This window comes from Streptomyces gilvosporeus (genome assembly GCF_002082195.1).
Lineage (GTDB): Bacteria > Actinomycetota > Actinomycetes > Streptomycetales > Streptomycetaceae > Streptomyces > Streptomyces gilvosporeus.
In genome coordinates this window covers 2,098,471-2,119,211 of the sequence record NZ_CP020569.1, presented here as the reverse complement: position 1 = coordinate 2,119,211, position 20,741 = coordinate 2,098,471, and the positions used below count along the sequence as shown (strand labels likewise).

At 72.5% G+C, this 20,741-nt stretch carries 19 protein-coding genes; 9 read left to right on the top strand and 10 right to left on the bottom strand.

Features of this window, described 5'->3' with window-relative positions; translation table 11 throughout:
• The first annotated feature begins 19 nt into the window (after window positions 1-19).
• The gene (locus B1H19_RS09155; RefSeq protein WP_083104122.1) at window positions 20-1,231 is read left to right on the top strand and encodes an alpha-hydroxy acid oxidase; all 1,212 of its coding nucleotides are present in this window, start codon (window positions 20-22) and stop codon (window positions 1,229-1,231) included.
• A gap of 142 nt (window positions 1,232-1,373) precedes the next feature.
• On the opposite strand, the gene B1H19_RS09150 is transcribed toward B1H19_RS09155, so the two are convergent.
• From B1H19_RS09150 to B1H19_RS09110, 9 genes are all read right to left on the bottom strand, one after another.
• Window positions 1,374-2,144: a sulfite exporter TauE/SafE family protein gene (locus tag B1H19_RS09150; protein WP_083104121.1), complete on the bottom strand. Its 771-nt coding sequence runs from the start codon at window positions 2,142-2,144 to the stop codon at window positions 1,374-1,376.
• A gap of 6 nt (window positions 2,145-2,150) precedes the next feature.
• Entirely contained in the window at window positions 2,151-3,194 is a 1,044-nt protein-coding gene (locus B1H19_RS09145) for an NAD(P)/FAD-dependent oxidoreductase (RefSeq protein WP_083104120.1), read from the bottom strand.
• Between the two features lie 3 nt (window positions 3,195-3,197).
• Entirely contained in the window at window positions 3,198-4,616 is a 1,419-nt protein-coding gene (locus tag B1H19_RS09140; RefSeq protein ID WP_083104119.1) for a lysine N(6)-hydroxylase/L-ornithine N(5)-oxygenase family protein, read from the bottom strand.
• Between the two features lie 125 nt (window positions 4,617-4,741).
• Window positions 4,742-5,731, bottom strand: coding sequence for a TauD/TfdA family dioxygenase (locus B1H19_RS09135; RefSeq protein ID WP_083104118.1), 990 nt, complete (start codon window positions 5,729-5,731; stop codon window positions 4,742-4,744).
• Between the two features lie 2 nt (window positions 5,732-5,733).
• Window positions 5,734-6,066 (bottom strand): avidin-fold protein, encoded by a 333-nt coding sequence (locus tag B1H19_RS09130; protein ID WP_083104117.1) that lies wholly within the window; start codon window positions 6,064-6,066, stop codon window positions 5,734-5,736.
• A 27-nt stretch (window positions 6,067-6,093) separates the two neighbouring features.
• Window positions 6,094-7,260, bottom strand: coding sequence for an NAD(P)/FAD-dependent oxidoreductase (locus B1H19_RS09125; RefSeq protein WP_237289235.1), 1,167 nt, complete (start codon window positions 7,258-7,260; stop codon window positions 6,094-6,096).
• Window positions 7,257-8,882 (bottom strand): class I tRNA ligase family protein, encoded by a 1,626-nt coding sequence (locus B1H19_RS09120; protein ID WP_083104116.1) that lies wholly within the window; start codon window positions 8,880-8,882, stop codon window positions 7,257-7,259. The genes B1H19_RS09125 and B1H19_RS09120 overlap by 4 nt, the downstream gene beginning before the upstream one ends.
• 3 nt (window positions 8,883-8,885) lie before the next feature.
• The gene (locus tag B1H19_RS09115; protein WP_083104115.1) at window positions 8,886-9,272 is read right to left on the bottom strand and encodes a cupin domain-containing protein; all 387 of its coding nucleotides are present in this window, start codon (window positions 9,270-9,272) and stop codon (window positions 8,886-8,888) included.
• 93 nt (window positions 9,273-9,365) lie between these two features.
• Window positions 9,366-10,364: an acetamidase/formamidase family protein gene (locus B1H19_RS09110; RefSeq protein WP_083104114.1), complete on the bottom strand. Its 999-nt coding sequence runs from the start codon at window positions 10,362-10,364 to the stop codon at window positions 9,366-9,368.
• 1,178 nt (window positions 10,365-11,542) lie between these two features.
• Here B1H19_RS09110 and B1H19_RS09105 point away from each other — a divergent pair.
• From B1H19_RS09105 to B1H19_RS09070, 8 genes are read left to right on the top strand one after another with little or no spacing between them, the layout of a single operon-like run.
• A complete protein-coding gene (locus tag B1H19_RS09105; RefSeq protein WP_237289234.1) occupies window positions 11,543-12,616 on the top strand; it encodes an iron-containing redox enzyme family protein in 1,074 nt (357 codons plus the stop codon).
• Complete coding sequence (locus B1H19_RS09100; protein ID WP_083104113.1) at window positions 12,616-13,617, top strand: EamA family transporter; 1,002 nt, start codon at window positions 12,616-12,618, stop codon at window positions 13,615-13,617. The genes B1H19_RS09105 and B1H19_RS09100 overlap by 1 nt, the downstream gene beginning before the upstream one ends.
• Window positions 13,614-13,877 carry an acyl carrier protein gene (locus B1H19_RS09095; protein ID WP_083104112.1) on the top strand — a complete coding sequence of 88 codons (264 nt, stop codon included), beginning with the start codon at window positions 13,614-13,616 and terminating at the stop codon, window positions 13,875-13,877. The genes B1H19_RS09100 and B1H19_RS09095 overlap by 4 nt, the downstream gene beginning before the upstream one ends.
• A complete protein-coding gene (locus tag B1H19_RS09090) occupies window positions 13,874-15,364 on the top strand; it encodes an amino acid adenylation domain-containing protein (RefSeq protein ID WP_083104111.1) in 1,491 nt (496 codons plus the stop codon). The genes B1H19_RS09095 and B1H19_RS09090 overlap by 4 nt, the downstream gene beginning before the upstream one ends.
• The gene (locus B1H19_RS09085; RefSeq protein WP_083104110.1) at window positions 15,361-16,545 is read left to right on the top strand and encodes an acyl-CoA dehydrogenase family protein; all 1,185 of its coding nucleotides are present in this window, start codon (window positions 15,361-15,363) and stop codon (window positions 16,543-16,545) included. Before B1H19_RS09090 ends, B1H19_RS09085 begins: the two co-directional genes overlap by 4 nt.
• Window positions 16,538-17,698 (top strand): acyl-CoA dehydrogenase family protein, encoded by a 1,161-nt coding sequence (locus B1H19_RS09080; protein ID WP_083104109.1) that lies wholly within the window; start codon window positions 16,538-16,540, stop codon window positions 17,696-17,698. The genes B1H19_RS09085 and B1H19_RS09080 overlap by 8 nt, the downstream gene beginning before the upstream one ends.
• Window positions 17,695-18,462: a class I SAM-dependent methyltransferase gene (locus B1H19_RS09075; RefSeq protein WP_203237125.1), complete on the top strand. Its 768-nt coding sequence runs from the start codon at window positions 17,695-17,697 to the stop codon at window positions 18,460-18,462. Before B1H19_RS09080 ends, B1H19_RS09075 begins: the two co-directional genes overlap by 4 nt.
• On the top strand, window positions 18,459-19,190 hold the full coding sequence (locus B1H19_RS09070) for a thioesterase II family protein (RefSeq protein WP_159028035.1): 732 nt from the start codon (window positions 18,459-18,461) through the stop codon (window positions 19,188-19,190). The genes B1H19_RS09075 and B1H19_RS09070 overlap by 4 nt, the downstream gene beginning before the upstream one ends.
• On the opposite strand, the gene amaB is transcribed toward B1H19_RS09070, so the two are convergent.
• The gene (amaB, locus tag B1H19_RS09065) at window positions 19,177-20,706 is read right to left on the bottom strand and encodes an L-piperidine-6-carboxylate dehydrogenase (RefSeq protein WP_083104107.1); all 1,530 of its coding nucleotides are present in this window, start codon (window positions 20,704-20,706) and stop codon (window positions 19,177-19,179) included. The two genes, B1H19_RS09070 and amaB, sit on opposite strands and share 14 nt — an antisense overlap.
• Window positions 20,707-20,741: the final 35 nt, after the last annotated feature.

The following is a 20,741-nucleotide window of genomic DNA, read 5'->3' as shown; positions in this document are numbered from 1 at the left end:
AATCCCGGAAAGAGGTTCCGTGACCAAGCGCCGCCTGCCCCGACCGAGCGAGCTCGCACAAATCCTGCGGCCGAAGCCCGTTGTCCTCAGCCCCACCGACCGCCGGCTCGAATCCGCCCACACCATTGCCGATTTGCGGTACATAGCGCGCCGTCGCAGTCCCCGCGCCGTGTTCGACTACACCGATGGTGCGGCCGAGGCCGAAATCAGTCTGCGCCGGGCCCGGCAGACCTTCCGCGATATCGAATTCCACCCCGGTGTGCTGCGGGGGGCGGCCGAGGTGGACACCGGCGTCGAGATCCTCGGCAAGCGTTCCGCCCTCCCGTTCGCCTTCGCGCCGACCGGGTTCACCCGCATGATGAACCACGAGGGCGAGCCGGCCGTCGTCAGGGTGGCCCAGCGGGCCGGCATTCCCTACGCCCTGTCCACCATGGGCACGACCTCGATCGAAGAGGTCGCCGCGGTCGCGCCGACCGCCCGCAAGTGGTTTCAGCTGTATGTGTGGCGGGACCGCGGCGCGGGCCGTGAGCTGATCGACCGTGCCCACCGGGCCGGTTACGACACCCTCATCCTGACCGTGGACACCCCGGTGGGCGGTGCGCGGCTGCGCGATATGCGCAACGGGCTGACCATCCCGCCGGCGCTCACCCTGAGCACGTTCCTCGACGGTGCGCGGCATCCGGCATGGTGGTTCAACCTGCTGACCACCGAGCCGCTGACCTTCGCCTCGCTGAGCTCGTACCAGGGCACGGTCGCCGAGCTGATCGACGAGATGTTCGACCCGACCCTGAACCTCGACGATCTGGACTGGGTGCGCGAGTCCTGGCCCGGCAAGCTCGTCGTCAAGGGCATCCAGAGCGCCGAGGACGCCCGCGACATGGTCAAGCACGGCGTCGACGCGGTCATTCTCTCCAACCACGGGGGGCGTCAGCTGGACCGGGCGCCCACCCCGCTGCGGCTGCTGCCCGCCGCGGTGGATGCGGTACAGGGCGAGGCGGAGGTCTGGCTGGACACCGGCATCCTCTCCGGTGCGGACATCGTCGCCGCGCTGGCGCACGGCGCCACCGCCTGTCTGGTCGGCAGGGCCTATCTGTACGGGCTGATGGCGGGCGGGGAGCGGGGCGTCCAGCGCGCGACCGACATCCTGCGCACCGAGATCGTGCGGACGATGCGGCTGCTCGGCGTGAACAGCATCGCCGATCTGCGCCCGGCACATGTCACGGTGCGCTGACGGCGTGGGCTGACGTCGTGCGGTGACGGCGTTCGGCGTCGGCGTGTGGTGACGCCCGGACGGCAGCCGGCCGGTGGGCGCGGACCGAACCCCGGTCCGCGCCCACCGGCCGACGTTCGTCCGCGGCCGTCCGGCAGCCGCGTCAGGTCACGAACAGGGCCGTCGAGACGGAGAGGCCCGCGGCCACCACCATCCAGCGCAGCACCTCTTCGTTGAGCCGCCGAGCCAGGCGGGCCCCGAGATAGCCGCCGATCAGCGCGGTCGGGGCGGCGACCGCCACCGCCGTCCAGTCGACCGGCCCCCATACGGCGAAGATCAGCAGACTGATGGTCGAGTCGACCAGTGACAGCGCCGCCTTCAGCGCGTTGAGCCGGCGCAGGCCGTCGGAGGTGGCGAGCGCCAGCGCCACCAGCATGATCACGCCCATCGCCCCGCCGAAGTAGCCCCCGTACACACCGGCGCCGACCATCACCAGGGCCAGCACCGCCAGATGGCGCCGCCCGTCGGCCGGGGCCGCCGCCCGGTCGGCCGGCCGTACCAGCTTCTTGACCTGTTTCTGCCCGGCCAGCAGCAGACTGGCGAACAGGACGAGCACGGGCACCACCAGGTCGAAGGTGGCGCTCGTGGTGACCAGCAGCAGCAGGGAACCGGCGACGGTGCCGACGCCGGTGGCCACGGACAGCAGCACCAGCCGGCGCCGTGACTGCGCCTTGAGGTCGTCCGCGAACCCGTACACCTGCCCGACCCAACCCGGCCAGTTGGCCACGGAGTTGGTCACATTCGCCGTCAACGTCGGCAGTCCGACGCCGAGCAGCGCGGGGAACAGCAACAATGAGCCGCCGCCGGCGATCGAGTTCACCGCACCCGACAGCAGACCGGCGCCCGCCACGGCGAGCAGAGCCACTAAATCCACGAAGCCTCAATCCTGGCAGAGAAGGTCCGCCGCCTCGCCGGCGATGGCCGGCGCCAGCCGATAGCCGAAACCGCTCCCGGCACCGGCGAACACGACGCGTTCCGCGCCTGCCACACCGGTGATCAGGGGTTCCCCTTGCGGGCCGTAAGCATCGCAGAACACCCGCGCCGACCCGACCCTTCCGGCCAGCCGCGGTGCGCAGACGCGCAGGCTCTCCGCGGCCTCCGCCAGGTCGCTCGGGGCCAGTCCGCGGCCGACGGTGTCCGGATCGACGTCCCAGTGCGGGCAGACATAGCTGTAGAGCCAGTGGCCTTCCGCGTGGAGCGGCAGCAGAAAGGCGTCATGGTCCTGGAAGACGACGGCCCCGTCGTCCGGGGCGGTCGGCTCGTCGAGGTGCAGCGCGACGATCTTCTTCACCCGTACGTCGAGAGCCCGGGTCAGCGCGGCCCACGCCGGGTGGCCGGTCCAGGGGCCGGGCGCCAGGACCAGCCGGTCGGCGGTCAGGGTCTCGCCGGTGCCCAGGCGGAGCGTGACACCGGTGGGGGAGGGGTCGACCGCGACGACCTCGACGCCCTCGCGGAAGGCGACCCGCGGCCGGAGTTCGGCCGCGAGCGCCCGGGTCAGGCCGTGCACATCGGCGTAGTGGCCACCGCTGATCCGCCAGGCCGCGGACCGCTCGGGGAGGTCCGTGACCCGGCAGGGCAGGGTGTCCGTACGCAGCGGAGCGGCGGCGGGGATATAGCGCTCCAGGATCGTCCGCTCGTGCGCGGCGTCCGCCACGACCGCCATGGGCAGTGCGCGGATCGGCAGTGCGGGCCGGGCCCGTCGGAGCCCGGCATAGTAATCGTGGCTGTACTCCGTCATCCGTCGGAAGCGTGCCGTCGCGCCGCGGGGGATGTGCGTACCGGCGGACCGGCGGCTCGCCCCGCATCCCGTCTGGTCGCGGTCCAGTACGACGAGGGACGCCTCCGGGCGCCGTGCGGCCATCTCACGGGCGATCAGGCAGCCGATGATTCCGGCGCCGACGATGGCGACATGGACCCGTGCCACCGCTCACACTCCCTGTTGCAGCTGATCATCGGTCAGTTCGTCCAGTGCGTCGCGGAGTTCGTCCGCCGGACCGGTGAATTCCTCGGCGAACCCCTCGACGGCCGGATCGGCGGTGGGGGGCCAGGTGACGAACGAGGCGTACGGGTCGTCCGTCTTCACGCCGAGCATCCGGTCCGCGATCCGCCGGCTGCGCCAGGCGACCAGGCTCAGATTCGGATCCGCGAGCCCGCGCTGCCGCCGCGCTCCGTTCTGGACGAAGAGGTGGTGCCGCGGCGGACCGTCCCAGCGGACCGCGAAGTCCTGGTCGATCGACAACTCGCCGTCCTCCCATGCCAACCGGTCTTTGAGCGGGGCCAGCATGTCCAGCGGCGCGGGGCGGAAGCCGGTCGCCCAGACGATCACATCCGCGGTGATCCGCTCGGCCGGGCCCGAGCGGTCGGCGGGTACGAGGGTGAGGTCCCAGCCCGCGCCGTCCGCGCCGCGCACGACCTGGCTGACGGCCCGCCCGGGGTGCAGACCGGTCAGCTCCTGGTTGCCGTCGATGAAGCGGTGCGCGTAGCAGCGCTGGTAGACGGCCCGCAGGGTGTCGGCCGAAATGCCGTCACTGGTCAGCACCTGGTCCGTCAGGAACGCCTCCCGGGACGTGCGGTCCAGCGCGAAGAAGTGGTCCGAGAAATTCGGCATGTAGTAGTCGTTGGTGAAGGGCGTGTCGTCGATCGGGAAGAAGTTCGCCCGCCGGGATATCCAGGAGACCTGCCGCGGACGCTCGCCGTCGGGCCGTGAGATCACGTCCAGGAACGCCTCCGCCCCGGACTGGCCACCGCCGACCACGGCGACCCGCAGCCCCGCGAGGCCCTTGGCCCGCCGCAGGAAGTCACTGACGTGGAACTGGGTTTCGCCCAGCAGGGGGTGGGCCAGCGGGGGCACCCACGGCCGGTTCCCGACGCCGATCACCACATGGTCGGCGGTGAGGGTGCGCCGGCTGGTCCGCAGGACGAAGACCCCGTCGAAGTCGACGGAGAGCACCTTTTCCCCGAAGACGACGTTCTCGTTCTTCTTGCTCGCCCACGCCAGGTAGTTGCGGAACTCCCGGCGCGGTACGGCGTCGAACTGGGCGTTGATGTAGTGGTAGATCTTGCCCTGTTCATGGAGATAGGACAGGAAGGAGAACTTGTTCGTCGGGTCCGCGAGGGTGACCAGGTCCTTGAAGAGCGAGACCTGGAGCGAGGCGCCGGGGATCTGCTGCCCGTCGTGCCAGCCGAAGTCCTCGCTCTGCTCGACGAACAGGCTGGTGAGGCCCGGATCGCCGTGCAGCAGCGAGGCCAGGCTCAGATTGGCCGGACCGACGCCGACTCCGACGCAGCCGTAGTGCGGACCGGCCGTGCCACGCTCCGGGGGGTGTGCGCGATGCAGTGATTCCATGCTGCTGAACTCCACTTGCCGAGGCTGTACCGGGCTGAGGGATGTCGTGGATGTCATGGACGTGGATGTCATGGACGGGACGTCGCAGGCCTTCGCGGGCCGGCCGTACGCATCCGCCGGATCCGCTACCTGATCAGCACATGGCCGTCCTCGGGGCGGTGTTCCCGGGAGCGCCGCAGATCGCACAGCACGAAGGTGCGCTGGAGCCAGCGGTCGCTGCCGTCGTAGCGCGGCCGGAAGGAGGTCCGGCCGTGCACCGTGACCCGGTTGTCCACGATCGCCAGCTCCCCGGGCCGCAGCCGGACGGTCTGCTGGACCGCCTCGAACGCCTCCTGGAGTGCGTCCATCGCCTGTGCCGCCCGCGGGGTCGTGGCCGTGGTCGCCGCGAAGTCCACCCGCACATCGGGGTCGGCCGGGTCGCCGGAGAGCACCGGATGGACGACGCTTTCCTGCTGCGGTCCGAAGGACGGCGGCGGGTTGGTGACGAACTCCGGGCTCGCCAGCCGCTCCCGTACCGACGGGTCCAGCAGCCCGAGGGCCTGCCGAATGCAGGCCGTACGCAGCCCCGCCACGCCCTCGTGGTCGGTGCGCAGGCACAGCAGCATGACGAAGTCGGGCCGGTGCCGGTGGAAGGCGTTCTCGTTGTGGAACGTCAGCAGCACCGATCCGGTGTTGCCCTGGACCTCTTCGCTGCCCTTGACCGGTACGACGTTCTGGACCAGGGCGCCGAGCTTCTCCGCGCGGAAGGCGGCCGGGTCGCCCAGGGCGCAGGCGATCATCAGCAGGACGGCCGCGGACACCGAGGGGTCGCGCTGGACCGAGTCGGGCACGGTCGGGGTCGGCGGCAGAGCGGCCTCGTCGCCCACGGGAAGGCCCCGTAACAACAGGGCGCCCTGGGGGCCGGAGTGCCGCCGGAACCGGGCGAGCGCGGCGCGCAGTTCCTCCGGGAGGGCGTGGCATGCCTCGCGGGTCGCGGCGGCCCAGGCCGGGTCGTCGACCGCCCCGGCCGGATGGCGCACCAGCCGTTCGGCGAGGCCGGCCACGGTGTCCGAGGCGAGGCGGTCGAGGGCCACCCGGGAGGCGGCGGCGTGCGTTTCCAGTGCGACAGGCGACATGGTCACTCCATTTCCTCGATGAAGGACACCCCGGAGCCGGGCCGCGGCTGATAGCGCTCCCACTCCTCGTGCAGCAGGATCCGGCCGTCGTCGAGTGTGCGGGGGGTGCTGACACAGCGGCCGATGGCGGTCTCCCCGTTGGCGAGGACCATCGTGTAGCCCATGCGGATGGTGCCGTCCGGGTCGCAGACGCCGACGAGCATGCAGCGCCGTACGTCGCCGCCGGCGGCCTCGGCCCACACCAGGTCGCCGGCCTGGTGGTAGGTGGCGACCGGGGCGGTGCCGTCCGCGCTCCGTTCGGTGTTGCGGAACCTCTTGCCGTCGTAGTTGATCACCTGCTCCTCCTTCTGTCGGGGTGCCGTTCAGGTCGGGCCCGTGCCGGCGCGGCGCGGGACGTCCAGGGTCTTCAGTCCGGTCGGCGGCGGCTGGATGCCGTGGAAGCGCTGCGCCAGGGCCCGTGCGATGAGCGGGGCGAACTTGAACGCCCCGCCCCCGCAGGCCGCTTGGGCGAAACACCTGCCGTCCGCGAGGTCGAGCAGCAGCCCGTCGCCGGATTCGGTGTCGGTCAGGTAGTGGCAGTCGCGGGCCTCGATGACCCACTCCGGCCGGAACGCCGGTATCAGCCGGGAGAACCGCTCCCTCAGCAGCCCGGTGCAGGCCGGATCCGCGGTACGGCCGTCCGCGCCGGGCACCGTACGGCAGACCTCATGGGCCGAGAGCTTGAGCGGCGATCCGGCCACCGGGGGCACGAGCCAGGCCCCGGCGTCGGTGCCCAGCGCCGGCACCGCGGGCATGGCGTCCCACGCCGCCTGCTCCTCCTCGGGGACGCGGCAGTAGAGCATGGTCTGCCGGTGCACCGTCACCCCGCCGCGCGTGTACGGGGCCAGCAGCGCGGGCGACCACGGCCCGGCCGCCACCAGCAGCCGGTCGGCCCGTAACACCTCGCCGTCGTGGAGCGTGACGGTACGGGCGGCCGGGTCCACCCCGGTGGCGGTCCGGCCGGTGTGCAGCCGGACGCCGGGGTGGCCGCGCAGCCGGGCGGCCACGGCCGTGAGCACCCGGTCGGCGAGGAGCACACCCGCGCGCTCCTCCAGGATCCCGGCCCGTCCCTCGGGGAGGCTCAAGTGCGGGTATTTTGCGGCGAGTTGGGAGCTGTCCAGGTTCCGCGCCGGGGCGCCGGCCGCGGCCAGCAGTCGCCCGGCCTCCTCGGCCCGCCCGGCCGGGAGGACCGTGAGCGCGCCCACCTGGTGGTAGCAGCGGATGCCCAGGGAGGTCTCCAGCTCCCGCCAGGCGTCATGGGCCGCGAGGGCGGCCCGCGTCGCCCCCGCGTCGCCGGGATGCAGCGCCCGCAGTACGCGGTGCCGGTCGTAGGAGGACGCCGCCGGGTTGGGCAGCGGACCCTGCTCGACCACGGTGACCCGGTGGCCCGCCCGCGCGCATTCCAGAGCGGTGAGCAGGCCGATGATGCCGCCGCCCACCACCAGGGTCCGCAGGGGCGCCGCCGCCCGCTGCCCGTCCGCCCGGCTCATCCCTGCGGGCCGCCCGCACCGCCGAACGGCGGGACGCGGAACGGCCGTACGGAGGCCACCTCGAACGCCGACGGCTCCAGCGTTCCGTCCCAGCCGCCGGTCTGTCGGGCCTGCTCCGCCGTGTCGATCAGGATGGGTGCGGCGCCCGCGAGCACCGCCCGCAGTTCGAGGAACAGATCGCCCAGGGCCTCGGCACGGTCCGCCGCGGGCCGGTCCGCGGCCCGTGCCGCGTCCTTGCCCAGCCGTTGCAGCTGGCTGACCACCAGGTCGGCCGCGCTCGACGGGCGGTAGGCCGCGATCTCGTAGGCGTCGACGAACCGTTCCGCCACCGCCCTGGCCCGCAGCCGGCCGCCCGCGGAGACCGGCAGTTCGGCACCGGCGGTGGCGGCCAGGGCGTTGAGCACATTGGCGAGCCGGTTCCAGGGCGCGGTCAGGGAGCGTTCGGTGACCTTCGTCAGGGCGTCCCGGCTGAAGTTGGTGCGCTGGTGCTCCGGGCCGGTCAGGGTGAGGTGGAAGCGGATCGCGTCCCGGGAGAAGTCGGCGAGCAGTTCGTCCATGTAGACGACGTGCCCCCGGGTCGTGGAGACCTTCTCGTTCTCCAACTCGTAGAACTCGTTGGAGATGATCCGCTCGGGCAGGGCGTAGCGGCCGTCGTGCGCCAGCAGCAGCGCCATATGGGTCAGGCCCCAGAAGTACACGATGTCGGAGCCGATGAAGTAGATGATCTCCGCTTCCCGCTCGGGCAGCCACAGATCGGTGCCGACCCGCTCCGGGCCCAGCTCCGCCGCGGCGTGGGCGGTGCAGAACATCGCCGCGGGAATGCCCTCCACCCAGGAGTTGACCCGCTGCCCCTCGGTGCCGGGGAACGGCGACGGCAGTCCGTACGAGATCGGGTAGGTGACCGGGAAGTCCGGCAGCGGCCTGGCCAGGGCCTCCCGCAGGAAGGCGAGGGTGCGGGGCCGCAGTCCGTCGCCGTGGGTCTCGTAGTAGTCCGTCAGCTCCTTGCGGTACCGCTCCATCGGAAGGACCAGCACGGTGGCCTCCCGTAGGACGACCGGGTCCTCGGGGTTCAGGGTGGACCAGGGGGACAGCAGCTCGTCGAAGTTGTTCGGGTGCCCGCACATCTCGCAGACGCCGCCGCGGCTCTCCGTGACGCACACCGGGCAGTAGCCCGCGACCAGGCCCTCGACCAGGAACTCGCCGGTGCGCTCGTTGTACGGGAAGGACACGGTGCGCAGTTCGAGCTTGTCCGCGTCGTGCAGGTCGGTCAGGAACCGCAGGACGTTCGCCTTGTACTTCTCGTCGTAGGGGGCGTATCCGTCGACCGAGATGCCGGCCAGGCGGAGGGTCCGGCCGATCTCCTCGTGCGAGACGGCCGCCAGCCGCTCCGGCGTCGTGCCGTGGCGGCGCGCGCTGGCCATCACATAGGTCTGGCTGTCGTCGGTGCCGGTGGAGAAGACCACCGGGCGTCCGCGGGTCCGCAGGTAGCGCGCGTGGACGTCGGCTCCCATGAACGGCCCGGCCAGATGCCCGATGTGGAGGTTGCCGTTGGGGGTCGGGGAGGTCTCGATGATGACGGCCGGGCGGGCGCGGCCGGCGGCGGGGGTGGTGTGCTCTGCCATGGGTCAGCCCTCCTGGCCGTCGCGGTCGCCGTCCTGGCCGTCGTGGCGCTCCAGGAACCGACCGGCCGTCTCCTGGTCCCACCACACGGCGTACATCTGGAATTCCTCCGCGCCGTCGTTGATCACCTGGTGGTCGGTGTGCGGGGGGAAGTGGACGATGTCGCCCTGCCGGAAGGTGATCTCCTCGCCCTCGGAGGAGAGCGTGGCCTCGCCGGTCATCGCGATGAAGATCTCGTAGTCGGGGTGGGCGTGGCGGGTGGTCGACGTACCCGGCGCGACCACGCACCAGGCGCCCTTGAAGGGCGAGTTGAGCGCCGGCCACGGCTTGAGGAGCTGGGAGAAACCGTTCTCCGGGCCCAGGGTGCTGCGGTCGAGACTGCGCATCTCCATGGAGTTCACCATTCTCGGGTTGCGGGGTGGTTGTGGTGGGGTGCCTCGGGGCGAAGGCGTCGCTGGGAGCTTCGGTTGGAGCTTCGGTGGGTGCTACAGCCCGGCGGCGGCGAGGCGCATACGGCGGTGCGTTCCGTCGTAGGCGACGGCGGCGGGCAGCAGGGACTTGGGGATCTTGGTCACCGCGGTGTAGTCCGCGTCCACCACGTTCGCCAGCGGTGCCCGGCAGGTCTGGGAGAGCAGCTGGTAGGCGTCCATGGTGGTGAGGCCGTAGAGCGACGCCAGCCAGCGCACCATGTCCGTCTGGGAGATCCGCCAGGCGTCCTCCAGGGGCCGCGCCGATCCCACGCTGATCCAGTGGTCGTCGTCCTCGATGCGCGGCCGGCCCGGTGCGCCGCCCTTGAGCAGGTCCACGAGGAGCGTCACCCGCATCGCGCCCTCGACGGCGGTACCGCAGGATTCGCCCTCGCCCTGCCGGTAGTGGCCGTCGCCGACGGAGAACAGGGCGCCTTCGGTGTGGACGCCGAGATAGCAGGTCGCACCGGCCCGCAGCTGCGGGGTGTCGAGGTTGCCGCCGAACGGCCCGGCGGCGAGGGAGGACCGCACTTCGCCGGCGGCCGGGGCGACGCCCACCGTGCCCAGCATCGGCGCGAGGGGCAGGTCCACGCGGAAGTCGCTGTCCAGCGCCGCGTATTGGACGGTGCCGGCCGCCCTGTCGACGGGATAGATCCAGGTCCGTTCGGGCAGCGCGGGGTGCAGGGTGGCGGTGCGGTCGGTGCCGGTGAGTCCGCCGAAGAACGGGAAGGTGGTGGAGACCCCCCAGTCCCGCGCCGGGGTGAGGTCCACGAGGTGCAGTACCAGGGTGTCGCCGGGCTCGGCGCCCTCGACGTGGAACGGTCCGGTCTGCGGGTTGATGTACCGGTCGTCGAGCAGTGCGCTGGGCCGGTCGGAACTGCTGCGTAATCGCCCGCCGAACGCGTCCTCGGTCCACAGCCGCAGTACCGTCCCCGGCCGGATGCGCATGACCGGTGCGGCCCCGCCGAACGTCCACACCAGCTGTTCCAGGGACGGGGTGAACTCACGCGTCTCCATGCCGGGGCACCTTTCGGGACAGAGGGTTTCGGGAAGTCATCGGTACGTCATCGGTACGTCACGGGCGCAATGCCGAGGGACGGTTCGTCAACGGCCGGTCTCCGCCATGGCCGTGGATATTCCGGGCGCGGCGAAATACCCGGACGGCGGCCGCTTTCGCAAGCTTTTCGCTTCCGGGGATTTCGGTGGCCACGGTCCGATCCGACGCAATGGCCTTGGCTCCGGAGGGGAATTCGGCGGGGACTCGGAATTTCATGAGGTCGGCGCGGAGAAGGAGAACGACACCGGGGAATGGAGTGAACCGAGCGGCCCGCTGCGGGCCCGGATGTGCGACGTCACTGGCTACCTTTCGTGCGGTGTGGGAGCCCCGCACCGAAGATCGGCGGACGGCGGGGCTTTGGGCGCAGAAAGCGTCCGTGCCTCATGGCGAAAGGCACGAGCGGTGGTGTGAAAAGTGCTCAGTTGTTGGCAGATCGGACGCGGCCGAGGGAGCGGCCGGCCGTGCTGGAAAGCGGCTACTGCCGGGAGGGTCCCGGATCCGCGGTAATGGTCGGAGTGGGCACTAGCCTGGGCTCCTATCCCCCGTCTATCGGTCGGCGCACGGTACGGGAAAGGGTGGTCAGTCCATCGCTCGGATTTCCCGTGCACAAGCATCCCAAAAACTTCCATGCCCCAAGCGGCGTGTCAAGGGGAAAGATCGAAACGGCTCTTCGTCGAGAGGGCGCGGCATTTGGACATCTCCGGGGTGGGCGCCTCGAATTAACACTTGTAACTCATGCGTACCGGCGCTTCCGGTGACGTGTCCGAATTCTTTCGTTCGCGGGGCGAGGATGGGACAACTCGCGTCCGGTGGCCCGGCGTTGACGACCTTTTCGGCGGCCCGGATTGCCGCGACGTACCAGGTCGTCCGGTTCGGCCAGTTCGGCTGGTTCGGTTCGATCGGTGGGGCTGATGTGGCCAAGGAGGAGACAGGGGTGAGAGAGGCGTCGAGCCGGTGGCGAAGCGGGGCGATTCCTTGAGACCGGAGCAACTCTCGTTAAAGGGAAGGTAAAAACTGTCTCGAATGGTGAGATTTATCGCCCTGTGCCCTGGTCTCGCGCCGTGGACGGCTAGCTAGATTGCGAACACATCGAAACGATCTTGGACGGCATACCCCGCCGCCCCCTCGAGGAGTGTTCGTGAGTACCCCCCACATCGCCTTATTACCGGCGGACTTCGCGTCGGTGCTCGACGCCGACGGGCCCCTGGCCCTCGTGGCGAGCGTCACCCCGTGGCTGGCCCGGCCGGCCGACGTGGTGGACCGGGAGCTGGTGGACGGAGCGCGGGAATCGCTGCTCAAGGCCGTCACCGCCGTCAACCGGCGGGCGGCCGACGGCGACCGGGACGCCTTCTACGCCCAGCAGCTGCTGCTCTCGCGCAGCTACGAGCTGGTGACCCAGCTGCCCCCGGACGCCGTGACCGCCGAAGGCTCCGTCGTCGTCCACGAGATGACCCGCCTCCTGGAGGAGGCCACCGTCGCGGCCGAGGAACGGCACGTCGACCCCGCCCTGCTGGCCGCCGCGCCCACCGAGCCCAAAGCCTTCCTCTCCTGGCTGCGCGAGTACGCCAAGGGCCACCGCGCCTACAAGCACCCGTACTACGCCGAGTTCATACGCCATCAGGCCACCCGCGCCGACCTGCGCAAGTACGTGATCCAGGAGTCCGTCGTCGACGGCCGCTTCGACGATCTGCTCGCCATGATGCAGGTCGGCACGACCGGGGCCGCGAAGATGGAGATCGCGGGCAACTACTGGGACGAGATGGGCAACGGGAAGCCGGAGGAGGTGCACACCCACCTCTTCAACAAGATCTACGACGTCTTCGCGATCTCGTCCGAGGACCTGCGCCGCGAGCTGACCGCCGAGGCGCTGCTCTCCGGAAACCTGGCCGTGCTGCTGTGCCGCTACCGCCGCTACTACCCGGAGGCGATCGGCTTTCTGGGGATGACCGAGTGGTTCGCCCCCGACCGCTTCGTCCACGTCGTGCACGGCTGGGAGCGGCTCGGACTTCCCGAAGTCGGCATCACCTACCACAAGCTGCACATCACCATCGACTCGCAGCACGCCGCCGGATGGTTCCACAACGTGGTCGTCCCCGCCGCCGACTCCGCCTTCATGCGCGAGGGCATGGCGCGCGGCGCGCTGTGGCGGCTCAACTCCTCGGCCCGCTACCTGGACGAGCGGCTGGCGCGTACCGCAGCGGCGGCGTCTTGATGGGTGCTGCCCCCAGCACCCCTGCCCGTGGCCAGGTCTACGCCGCGCTGCTCGCCGTATGGCTGCTGTGGGGCTCCACCTTCCTCAGCATCCGCGTGCTCGTCGGCCAGGTGCCCCCGCTCCTGGCCGCCGGGTGCCGGTTCACCGTCGCGGGCGGCATCCTGTTCCTCGCCGTCGGCGTGAAGTGCGCGAGGAGCGCCGGGCCGGGCGTCCGGGAGCAACTGCGCGGGCGGGTGCCGCGGCTCGCGCTGCTGGGCGTGCTGCACTTCCTGGTCGCCAACGGCATGGTGAGCCTCGCCGAGCAGCACCTGGAGTCCGGCACCACCGGCGTGCTCTTCGCGACCGTGCCGCTGTGGCTGATCGGCGTCCGCGCGCTGGCCGGGAACCGCCCGCGCGCCGTCGAACTGTGCGCGGGCGCGCTCGGCCTGGGCGGCGTCGCCCTGCTGCTCGGCTTCCGTACGGGACCGCTGGGGCCCTCGCTGATGGTGCTGGCGGCGGCCGGTGCCTGGGCGGCGGCCGGCTTCCTCGCGGAGCGCCCCGAGAAGCGGCCGGACGCCGCGCCGCCCGCCGGGGCGGGGCTGGCCTCGGCCGTGCAGATGCTCTCCGGGGGCCTGGCGCTGCTGCTGTGCTCGCTGCTGAGCGGGGAGTGGGCGCAGCTGGACGTGAACCGCGTACGGCCCACCGCCTGGCTGGCCGGGATCCATCTGATCCTGTTCGGCTCGCTGGTCGGCTTCTGGGCGTACACCTGGCTGGTCACCCGCATCGACGCCCGGCTGGCGGCCACCTACGCCTACGTCCAGCCCGTCATCACCATGCTCCTGGGATGGCTGCTGCTGGACGAGCGGCTGACCGCCGCCGCACTGGGCGGCACCGCGCTGATCATCGTCGCCGTCGCGTGGATGGTGCTGACCCGCAGCAGGGACGGCGCCGCGAAGGCGAAACCCGAACCGAACGACGGTGAACTCACCGTAGAGAACAAGGAAGCGGAGTCCACCCCATGAGTACGCGCACCCCCGAAGAGATCAGGGAGAGCCTTCTCACGCTCCTCGGCGGCATCAAGCGGCGGGACGTACGGGCCGCGCTGGACGACGACGACAACTTCATGCGCGCGCTCCACCTCGACTCCCTGGACGCCGTGGAGCTGACCGTGCAGCTGGGCGCGGAGTTCGGCTTCGAGTTCGGCACCGAGGACGAGGACCTCGACGCCCTCCAGAGCCTGAGCGCGCTCACCGCCCTCGTCGCCAAGCGGGCCGCAGCATGAGCGGGACGAGCGGGCTGCTGGTCCGCTCCCTCGCCGACCACGCCCGTACGGCACCGGACCGGGTCGCGCTCGTCGCACGCGGCGAACGGCTCACCTACGCCGAGCTGTTCACCGCCGCCCGCCGGGTCGCCGTACGCCTCCGCGAGCACGGGGCCGGACCGGGCACCCGCGTCGCCGTGCTCGGGGAGAAGACCGCCGCGGCCGTCGTCTCCGTCCTCGGCACGCTGCTGGCCGGCGCCGCCTATGTGCCCCTCGACCCGTCCGCGCCCGAGGCCCGGCGGCACTCCCTCCTCGCCGACGCGGGCGCGCGACTGCTGCTGGCCGCCGACCCCGGCAAGGCGGGGGAGACCGAGGGCGTACGGGTGCTGGACCCGTGGGCGGACGCCGACGCGGACGCCTGGCGCGCCCCCGCGCTCGGACCCGAGGACCTCGCCTATGTCCTCTACACCTCCGGAAGCACCGGCCGGCCCAAGGGCGTCTGCATACCGCACCGCGCCGTGGACGCCTTCTTCGGTGCCGTCGCCGGACCGATGGACCTGGGGCCCGAGGCCCGCTGCCTCAACACCTCGGCGCTGCACTTCGACGTCTCCGTCATCGACCTCCTCTTCCCCCTCCACCGGGGCGCCACCGTGCACCTCGGCCCGGCGGTCCCGCTGCCCGGGCCCACGCTCCAGCTGATCGCGCGCGAGCGGATCACGCATATGGCGGCCGTCGGCTCCACCCTCACCCTGCTCGCCCAGCACGGCCTGGAGTCGTACGACCTGAGCGCGCTGCGCCGCGTCATGACGGGCGCGGAGATCCTCAACCCCCGTACGGTGCAGGCCTGGCTGGCCGCCGCCCCGCACGCCACCGTCATCAACGGCTACGGGCCCACCGAGGCCACCTGCGTGGCGATTGCCGAGCCGATCTCCGCCCGCGAACCGGAGCGCACCGCCCCCTATCCGATCGGACGCCCCCTGCCCGGCGTCGAACTGAGCTTCCTCGGCGCGGACGGGACGGTCAGCGCCGACGGGCCCGGAGAGATCCTGCTGAGCGGACCGCAGCTGATGGCGGGCTATCTGGGCCGCCCCGAGGAGCAGGCCCGCGCCTTCCACGAGGGCGCCTACCGCACCGGCGACCAGGGGCACCGCGACGCGCAGGGCACCGTGCACTTCGCCGGGCGGCGCGACGACGAGGTGAAGATCCGCGGCTACCGCATCAACCTCAACGAGATCCGCGCCACGCTCGAATCCCATCCCGCGGTGGGCCGCGCCTTCGTCACCGACGTCGAGGACCCGCGCAGCGGCCGCTCCCTGGCCTGCGGCATCCAGCTGAGGGAGGGGGCCCTGGCGGGCGCCGACGAGCTCACCACCTATGCCGCCGACGCACTGCCGCGCTACATGGTGCCCCGCGACGTGGTCTTCCTCGACGGCTTCCCGGTGCTCTCCTCCGGCAAGCCGGACACCGCCCGCCTGCGCGCCCTCGTCGCCGAGGGGGCCGGGCGATGACCGTACAGGGCGCCCTGCACGGCGCCGGGACGGGCTGGTTCACCCCGGCGGAGGAGGAGCTGCGCAAGGAGATCTCCGCGCATCTGGCCGCCGAGGTCCTCCCGCAGGTGGCGGAGTGGGAGCGCGCGGGAGAGCTGCCGCTGCGCGAGGTGCTCACCGCGCTGGGCACCCGCGGCTGGCTCGGGGCCCGCTTCTCGCGCGTACGGGGCGGCGGCGGACGCACGCTGTGGGACCACGTGGTGCTCGCCGAATGCCTCGGCGAGCTGCCGTGCGACAGCCTCGGCATGGCGGTCACCGTGCACCAGGACATGGTCGCCCCCCTGCTCGCCGACTCCGGCACCGAGGAGGCGGTCGACCGCTTCCTGCGCCCCGCGCTGCGCGGTACGCACGTCCTGGCGCACGCCGTCTCCGAGGCGGGCGCGGGCTCCGACGTGGCGGCGGTCGCCGCCACCGCCGCGCCCACGGACGACGGATACGAACTCACCGGCACCAAGCGCTGGGTGACCGCCGGACGGTACGCCGACTCCTTCGCCGTCCTGGCCCGCCTCCCCGAGGCGCGCGGGCCCTTCGGGCATGTGCTGCTGATGGTCCCGGCCGACGCCGAGGGCGTGAGCGTACGCCCCGGGCCGCCGACCCTCGGCATGCGCGCGGCGGGCCTCGCGGGCGAGGTCCGCTTCGACGGCGTACGGGTGCCGGCGGCCCACCGGATCGGCGGCCACGGGCTCGGACTCGTCACCCAGCTGCGCCAGTTCGAGCAGGAGCGGATCCTCGCCTCCTGCCGGGCCCTCGCCATCGCCTCCCGGCTGCTGGCCCGCACCAGGGAACACCTGGAGGGGCGCGAGACGTTCGGCGCCCCCGTCGCCTCCCGGCAGGACGTCTCCTTCCGCCTGGCCCGGCTGCGGGCGGCGGTGGAGTCGGCGCGCCAGCTCACCTACACCGCCGCCGACCGCTGGGCGACCGGCGGCGACTACCGCCCGCTGTCCGCCGCCGCCAAGCTGCGCTCCAGCCGTCTCGTACGGGAGACGGCCCGGCTCTGCGTCCATCTGCACGGCACCGAGGGGCAGTTGACCGACTCCGCGGTGAACCGGTCCTGGCGGGACGCGCGCCTGTTCTCCCTGTCGACCGGATCGGACGAAATGATGCTGACCACGCTGGCCCGGTTGGAGGGCTGGGATGACTGAGCCGCACGGCACCACCACGGGGGCGCACAGCAGGGCGCCGCGCGAGGAGAGCGGAGGTGCCCACGGCGCCCTCCTCGCGTCCTTCGTCGCGGAGCACTCCGCCCCCGGCGGGCTGCTGGACGCCGCCCGCTGGGAGGCGCCCGGATCGCCTCCCGTACGGGAACTGCTGGCGACGGCGGGCGGCGCGGGGCTCTTCCGCGCGGCCTGGCGCGGCGACGGCGCCCTGGCGCGGGCCGTCGCCCTGCACACCGCGTTCGCCCGCGCGGGCAACGGCGCCCCCGGCGCGGCCGTCCTCACCCACCTGGAGGTGAGCGCCCGCCTGCTGGCCGGACTGCTGCCCGACGACTCCGCGCTGCACACCCGCCTCCTGGACGGCACCTCGACGGCCTCCCTCGCCGTCACCGAACCGGACGCACCGGGCAGCGACCTCTCCTCGCTGCGCACCGAAGTGCGGGGCCGCGAGGGCGCGTTGCGGGTCAGCGGCGAGAAGTGGTTCATCAGCAACGCGCCCCACGCCGACCTGCTGCTCGTCCTCGCCGCCGACCCCGACCGGCTCACCTCGGGCCGCGAGGGCCCCGCCCTGCTGCTGGTGGACGCGGACGCACCCGGTGTACGGACCGAGCCCGTCGAGGGCTGCGGCCACCACGGGCTCACCGGGCGCCTCACCCTCGACGAGGCGCCCGTGCGCTCCGTACCGGCACCGGCCGGGCGCGCGATGCTGCTGCTGGGGCGGCACTGGATCCACGAGCGGGTGATGCTCGCGGTCCGGATGGCGGCGCTCGCCGCCGCCGTGCTGGAGCACACCGCCGAGGGCGCGCGCACCCGGCACACCTTCGGGGCCCCGCTCACCGCCAACCAGCACGTGCGCTTCACCCTCGCCGCGCTGCGCGCCGAGACGGAGGAAGTGCGCGCCGCCGCGCTCCAGGCCGTCCGCCTGCTGGAGTCCGGCGGCTGCCCGGCGGCCTACGCGGCGGCCTGCAAATACCGCGCCGCCGAGGTACTGCGCCGGGTCGCGGACGAGGCGGTGCAGCTGGCCGGCGCCGACGCGTACGTCACCGGACATCCGGCGGAGCGCGCGCTGCGCGACGGCGAGGGCCTGGCCCTCGCGGGCGGTACGGATGAACTGATGCTCATGCAGATCGAAAGGGGATGACCAGACAGATGACCACCTGGAACGCCGAGAGGTACGACACCGAGTTCGCCTATGTCTCCGCCCTCGCGGGCGGGGTCACCGAGCTGCTGGCGGCCCGCCCCGGGGAGAGGATCCTCGACCTGGGCTGCGGCACCGGCGAGATCGCCGCCGAACTGCGCGACCACGGCTGCGAGATGGTGCTCGTGGACAGCGACCCGGCCATGGTCGACGCGGCGACCGCCCGCCTCGGACAGCCGGCGATCCTCGCCGACGGACACGACTTCGCCGTCGACCGCCCCGTCGACGCGGTCTTCTCCAACGCGGCCCTGCACTGGATGCTGCGCCCCGCCGAGGTCGTCGCCCGGGTGCGGGCGGCGCTGCGCCCCGGCGGCCGCTTCGTGGCCGAGATGGGCGGCGCGGGCAACTGCCAGGGCGTCGTCGATGCGCTGCGCGCGGCCTTGGACGAGCGCGGCCTGGCCGAGGGAATGCGCTCGCCCTGGTACTTCCCGGAACCCGAGGAGTACCGCGCGCTGCTGGCGGAGCACGGCTTCAAGGTGACCGCGATGGAGCACTTCCCCCGGCTCACCGCCATGGCGGCGGACGCCGGCGGAGTGGTCGGCTGGCTGCGGATGTTCGGCGGCACGCTCACCGCGCACGTCCCCGAGGACCAGCTGGAGGCCGTACTGGAGCGGGCGGGCGAACTGGCGGCCCCCGGGCTGCTGCGCGACGGCGTCTGGTACGTCGACTACTACCGGCTGCGCTTCGCGGCGGTGGCGCAGGGGTGAAGCTCTTCCTGCTGCCCCCGGCGGGCGCCTCGGCGGCCACCTTCCGTGCCTGGCCCGGCGCGCTGGAGGGGGACGCCGAGGTGGTCCCGGTCGAACTGCCCGGCCGGGGCGCCCGGATCGGCGAACCCCCGTGTGACGGGCTGCCGGCCCTGATCCGGGAGCTCGCCGAGGTCCACACCCCGTCGCAGGGCGCATGGGCTGTGGTCGGGCACAGCATGGGCGCCCTGCTCGGTGCGGGCTGGGCGGCCGCCGCGACCCGCGCCGGGCGGCCCCCCGCCTTCCTGGTGGTCAGCGCCTCCGCCCCGCCCTGGCTGCACTCCACGGCCGCCGAACTGGAGGGCAGCGACGAGGAGTTGTGGCAGCGGGTGGACGCGCTGGGCGGACTGCCGCCCGCGATCCGCGACAACCCCCTCGCCCGCCGCCTCTTCGGCCGCGCCCTCACGGCGGACGTCACCGCCTCGGCCCGCTACCGCCCGTCGGCGCCGGAGCCGGTCGGCTGCCCGGTCGTGGCGGTGCGGGGCGCGGCGGACGCGCTGGTCGGGGCGGAGCTGCTGGCGGGCTGGTCGGGCCTGACCCGGGAATCCGGGCACCCCTTCCGCACCGTCACCCTGCCCGGCGGGCACTTCTACCGTGCGGGAGTGGACGACCTGATTCCCCTGGTGCGGGACCTGGTGGCGGTGCACGCGCCGGCTGAACGCGCCCGGGTGAACGCGCCTAGAGGAAGCTGACGTTCTGGGCCAGCGCGAGCGTGCTGGAGTAGTTGATGGTGTTGGTGGCCGGGCGCATATAGGCGCGCCAGGCGTCGGAGCCGGACTCGCGCCCGCCGCCGGTCTCCTTCTCCCCGCCGAACGCGCCGCCGATCTCCGCGCCGGAGGTGCCGATGTTGACATTGGCGATCCCGCAGTCGGAACCCTCGGCGGAGAGGAAGCGTTCCGCCTCCTGCTGGTCACGCGTGAAGATGCTGGAGGACAGGCCCTGCGGGACGTCGTTGTGCAGGGCGATGGCCTCGTCGAGCGTGTCGTAGGTCAGGACGTACAGGAGCGGGGCGAAGGTCTCCTCCCGGACGACGTCGGTCTGTTCGTCGACGCGGACGAGGACCGGCTCGGCGTAGGCGGCCCGCGGCGCGGCGTCGGTCAGGCGCCGGCCGCCGCCCGCGAGGACCTTGCCGCCCTGCGCCTGGACCCGGGCCAGGGCGTCCTGCATGCCGTCGAGGGCCTGGAGGGAGATCAGCGGTCCGACCAGGGTGTGCTCGTCGAACGGGTCGCCGATCGGCAGCCGTGCGTACGCGGCCGTCAGCCGGGCGACGAGGGTGTCGGCGATATCGCGGTGGACGATGAGGCGGCGCAGGGTGGTGCAGCGCTGTCCGGCGGTGCCCGCGGCGGCGAAGACGATGCCCTGGACGGCGAGGTCGAGGTCGGCGGAGGGCGCGACGACGGCGGCGTTGTTGCCGCCGAGTTCCAGCAGGCAGCGTCCGAAGCGGGCCGCGACACGGGGTCCGACCGCGCGGCCCATCCGGGTGGAGCCGGTGGCGCTGACGAGCGCGACGCGCGGATCGTCCACGAGCCGCTCGCCGACGGTGCGGTCGCCCAGCAGCAGCCGGTGGACGTCGCGCGGGGCGCCGACCTCTTCGGCGGCCCGGGCCAGCAGCCGGTCGCAGGCCAGCGAGATCAGCGGGGTCAGCTCGGACGGCTTCCAGAGCACGGTGTCGCCGCAGACCAGGGCCACCGCGGTGTTCCATGACCACACGGCGGCAGGGAAGTTGAACGCCGAGATGACCCCGACGACGCCGAGCGGATGCCAGGTCTCGGCGAGGCGGTGCCCGGGGCGCTCGGAGGCGATGGTGCGGCCGTAGAGCTGGCGGGACAGGCCGACCGCGAAATCGCAGATGTCGATCATCTCCTGGACCTCGCCGAGCGCCTCCGAGCGGATCTTGCCCGCTTCGATGGTGATGAGGTCGGCCAGGTCGCTCTTGTGGTCCCGCAGCAACTCGCCCAGGCGACGGACGAGTTCACCGCGCCGGGGCGCCGGTGTGGTGCGCCAGATGAGGAATGCCTCGCGGGTGGCCCGCAGGGCGTCCTCGGTCCCGGCGGCGGTGGCGGCCGTCAGACCGAAGAGCTCCTCGCCGGTGATCGGGGTGCGGGCCGGGAAGTCGGTGCCCTCCGGGACGGGTGCGCCGATGCGCTCCAGGCTCGTACGGGCGCGGGTGCGCAGGTCCGCGGTGGTGGGCAGAGCGGTGCTGGTCATGATGCTCCCTTGGGGGTGTGCGGAGGCCGGATCGC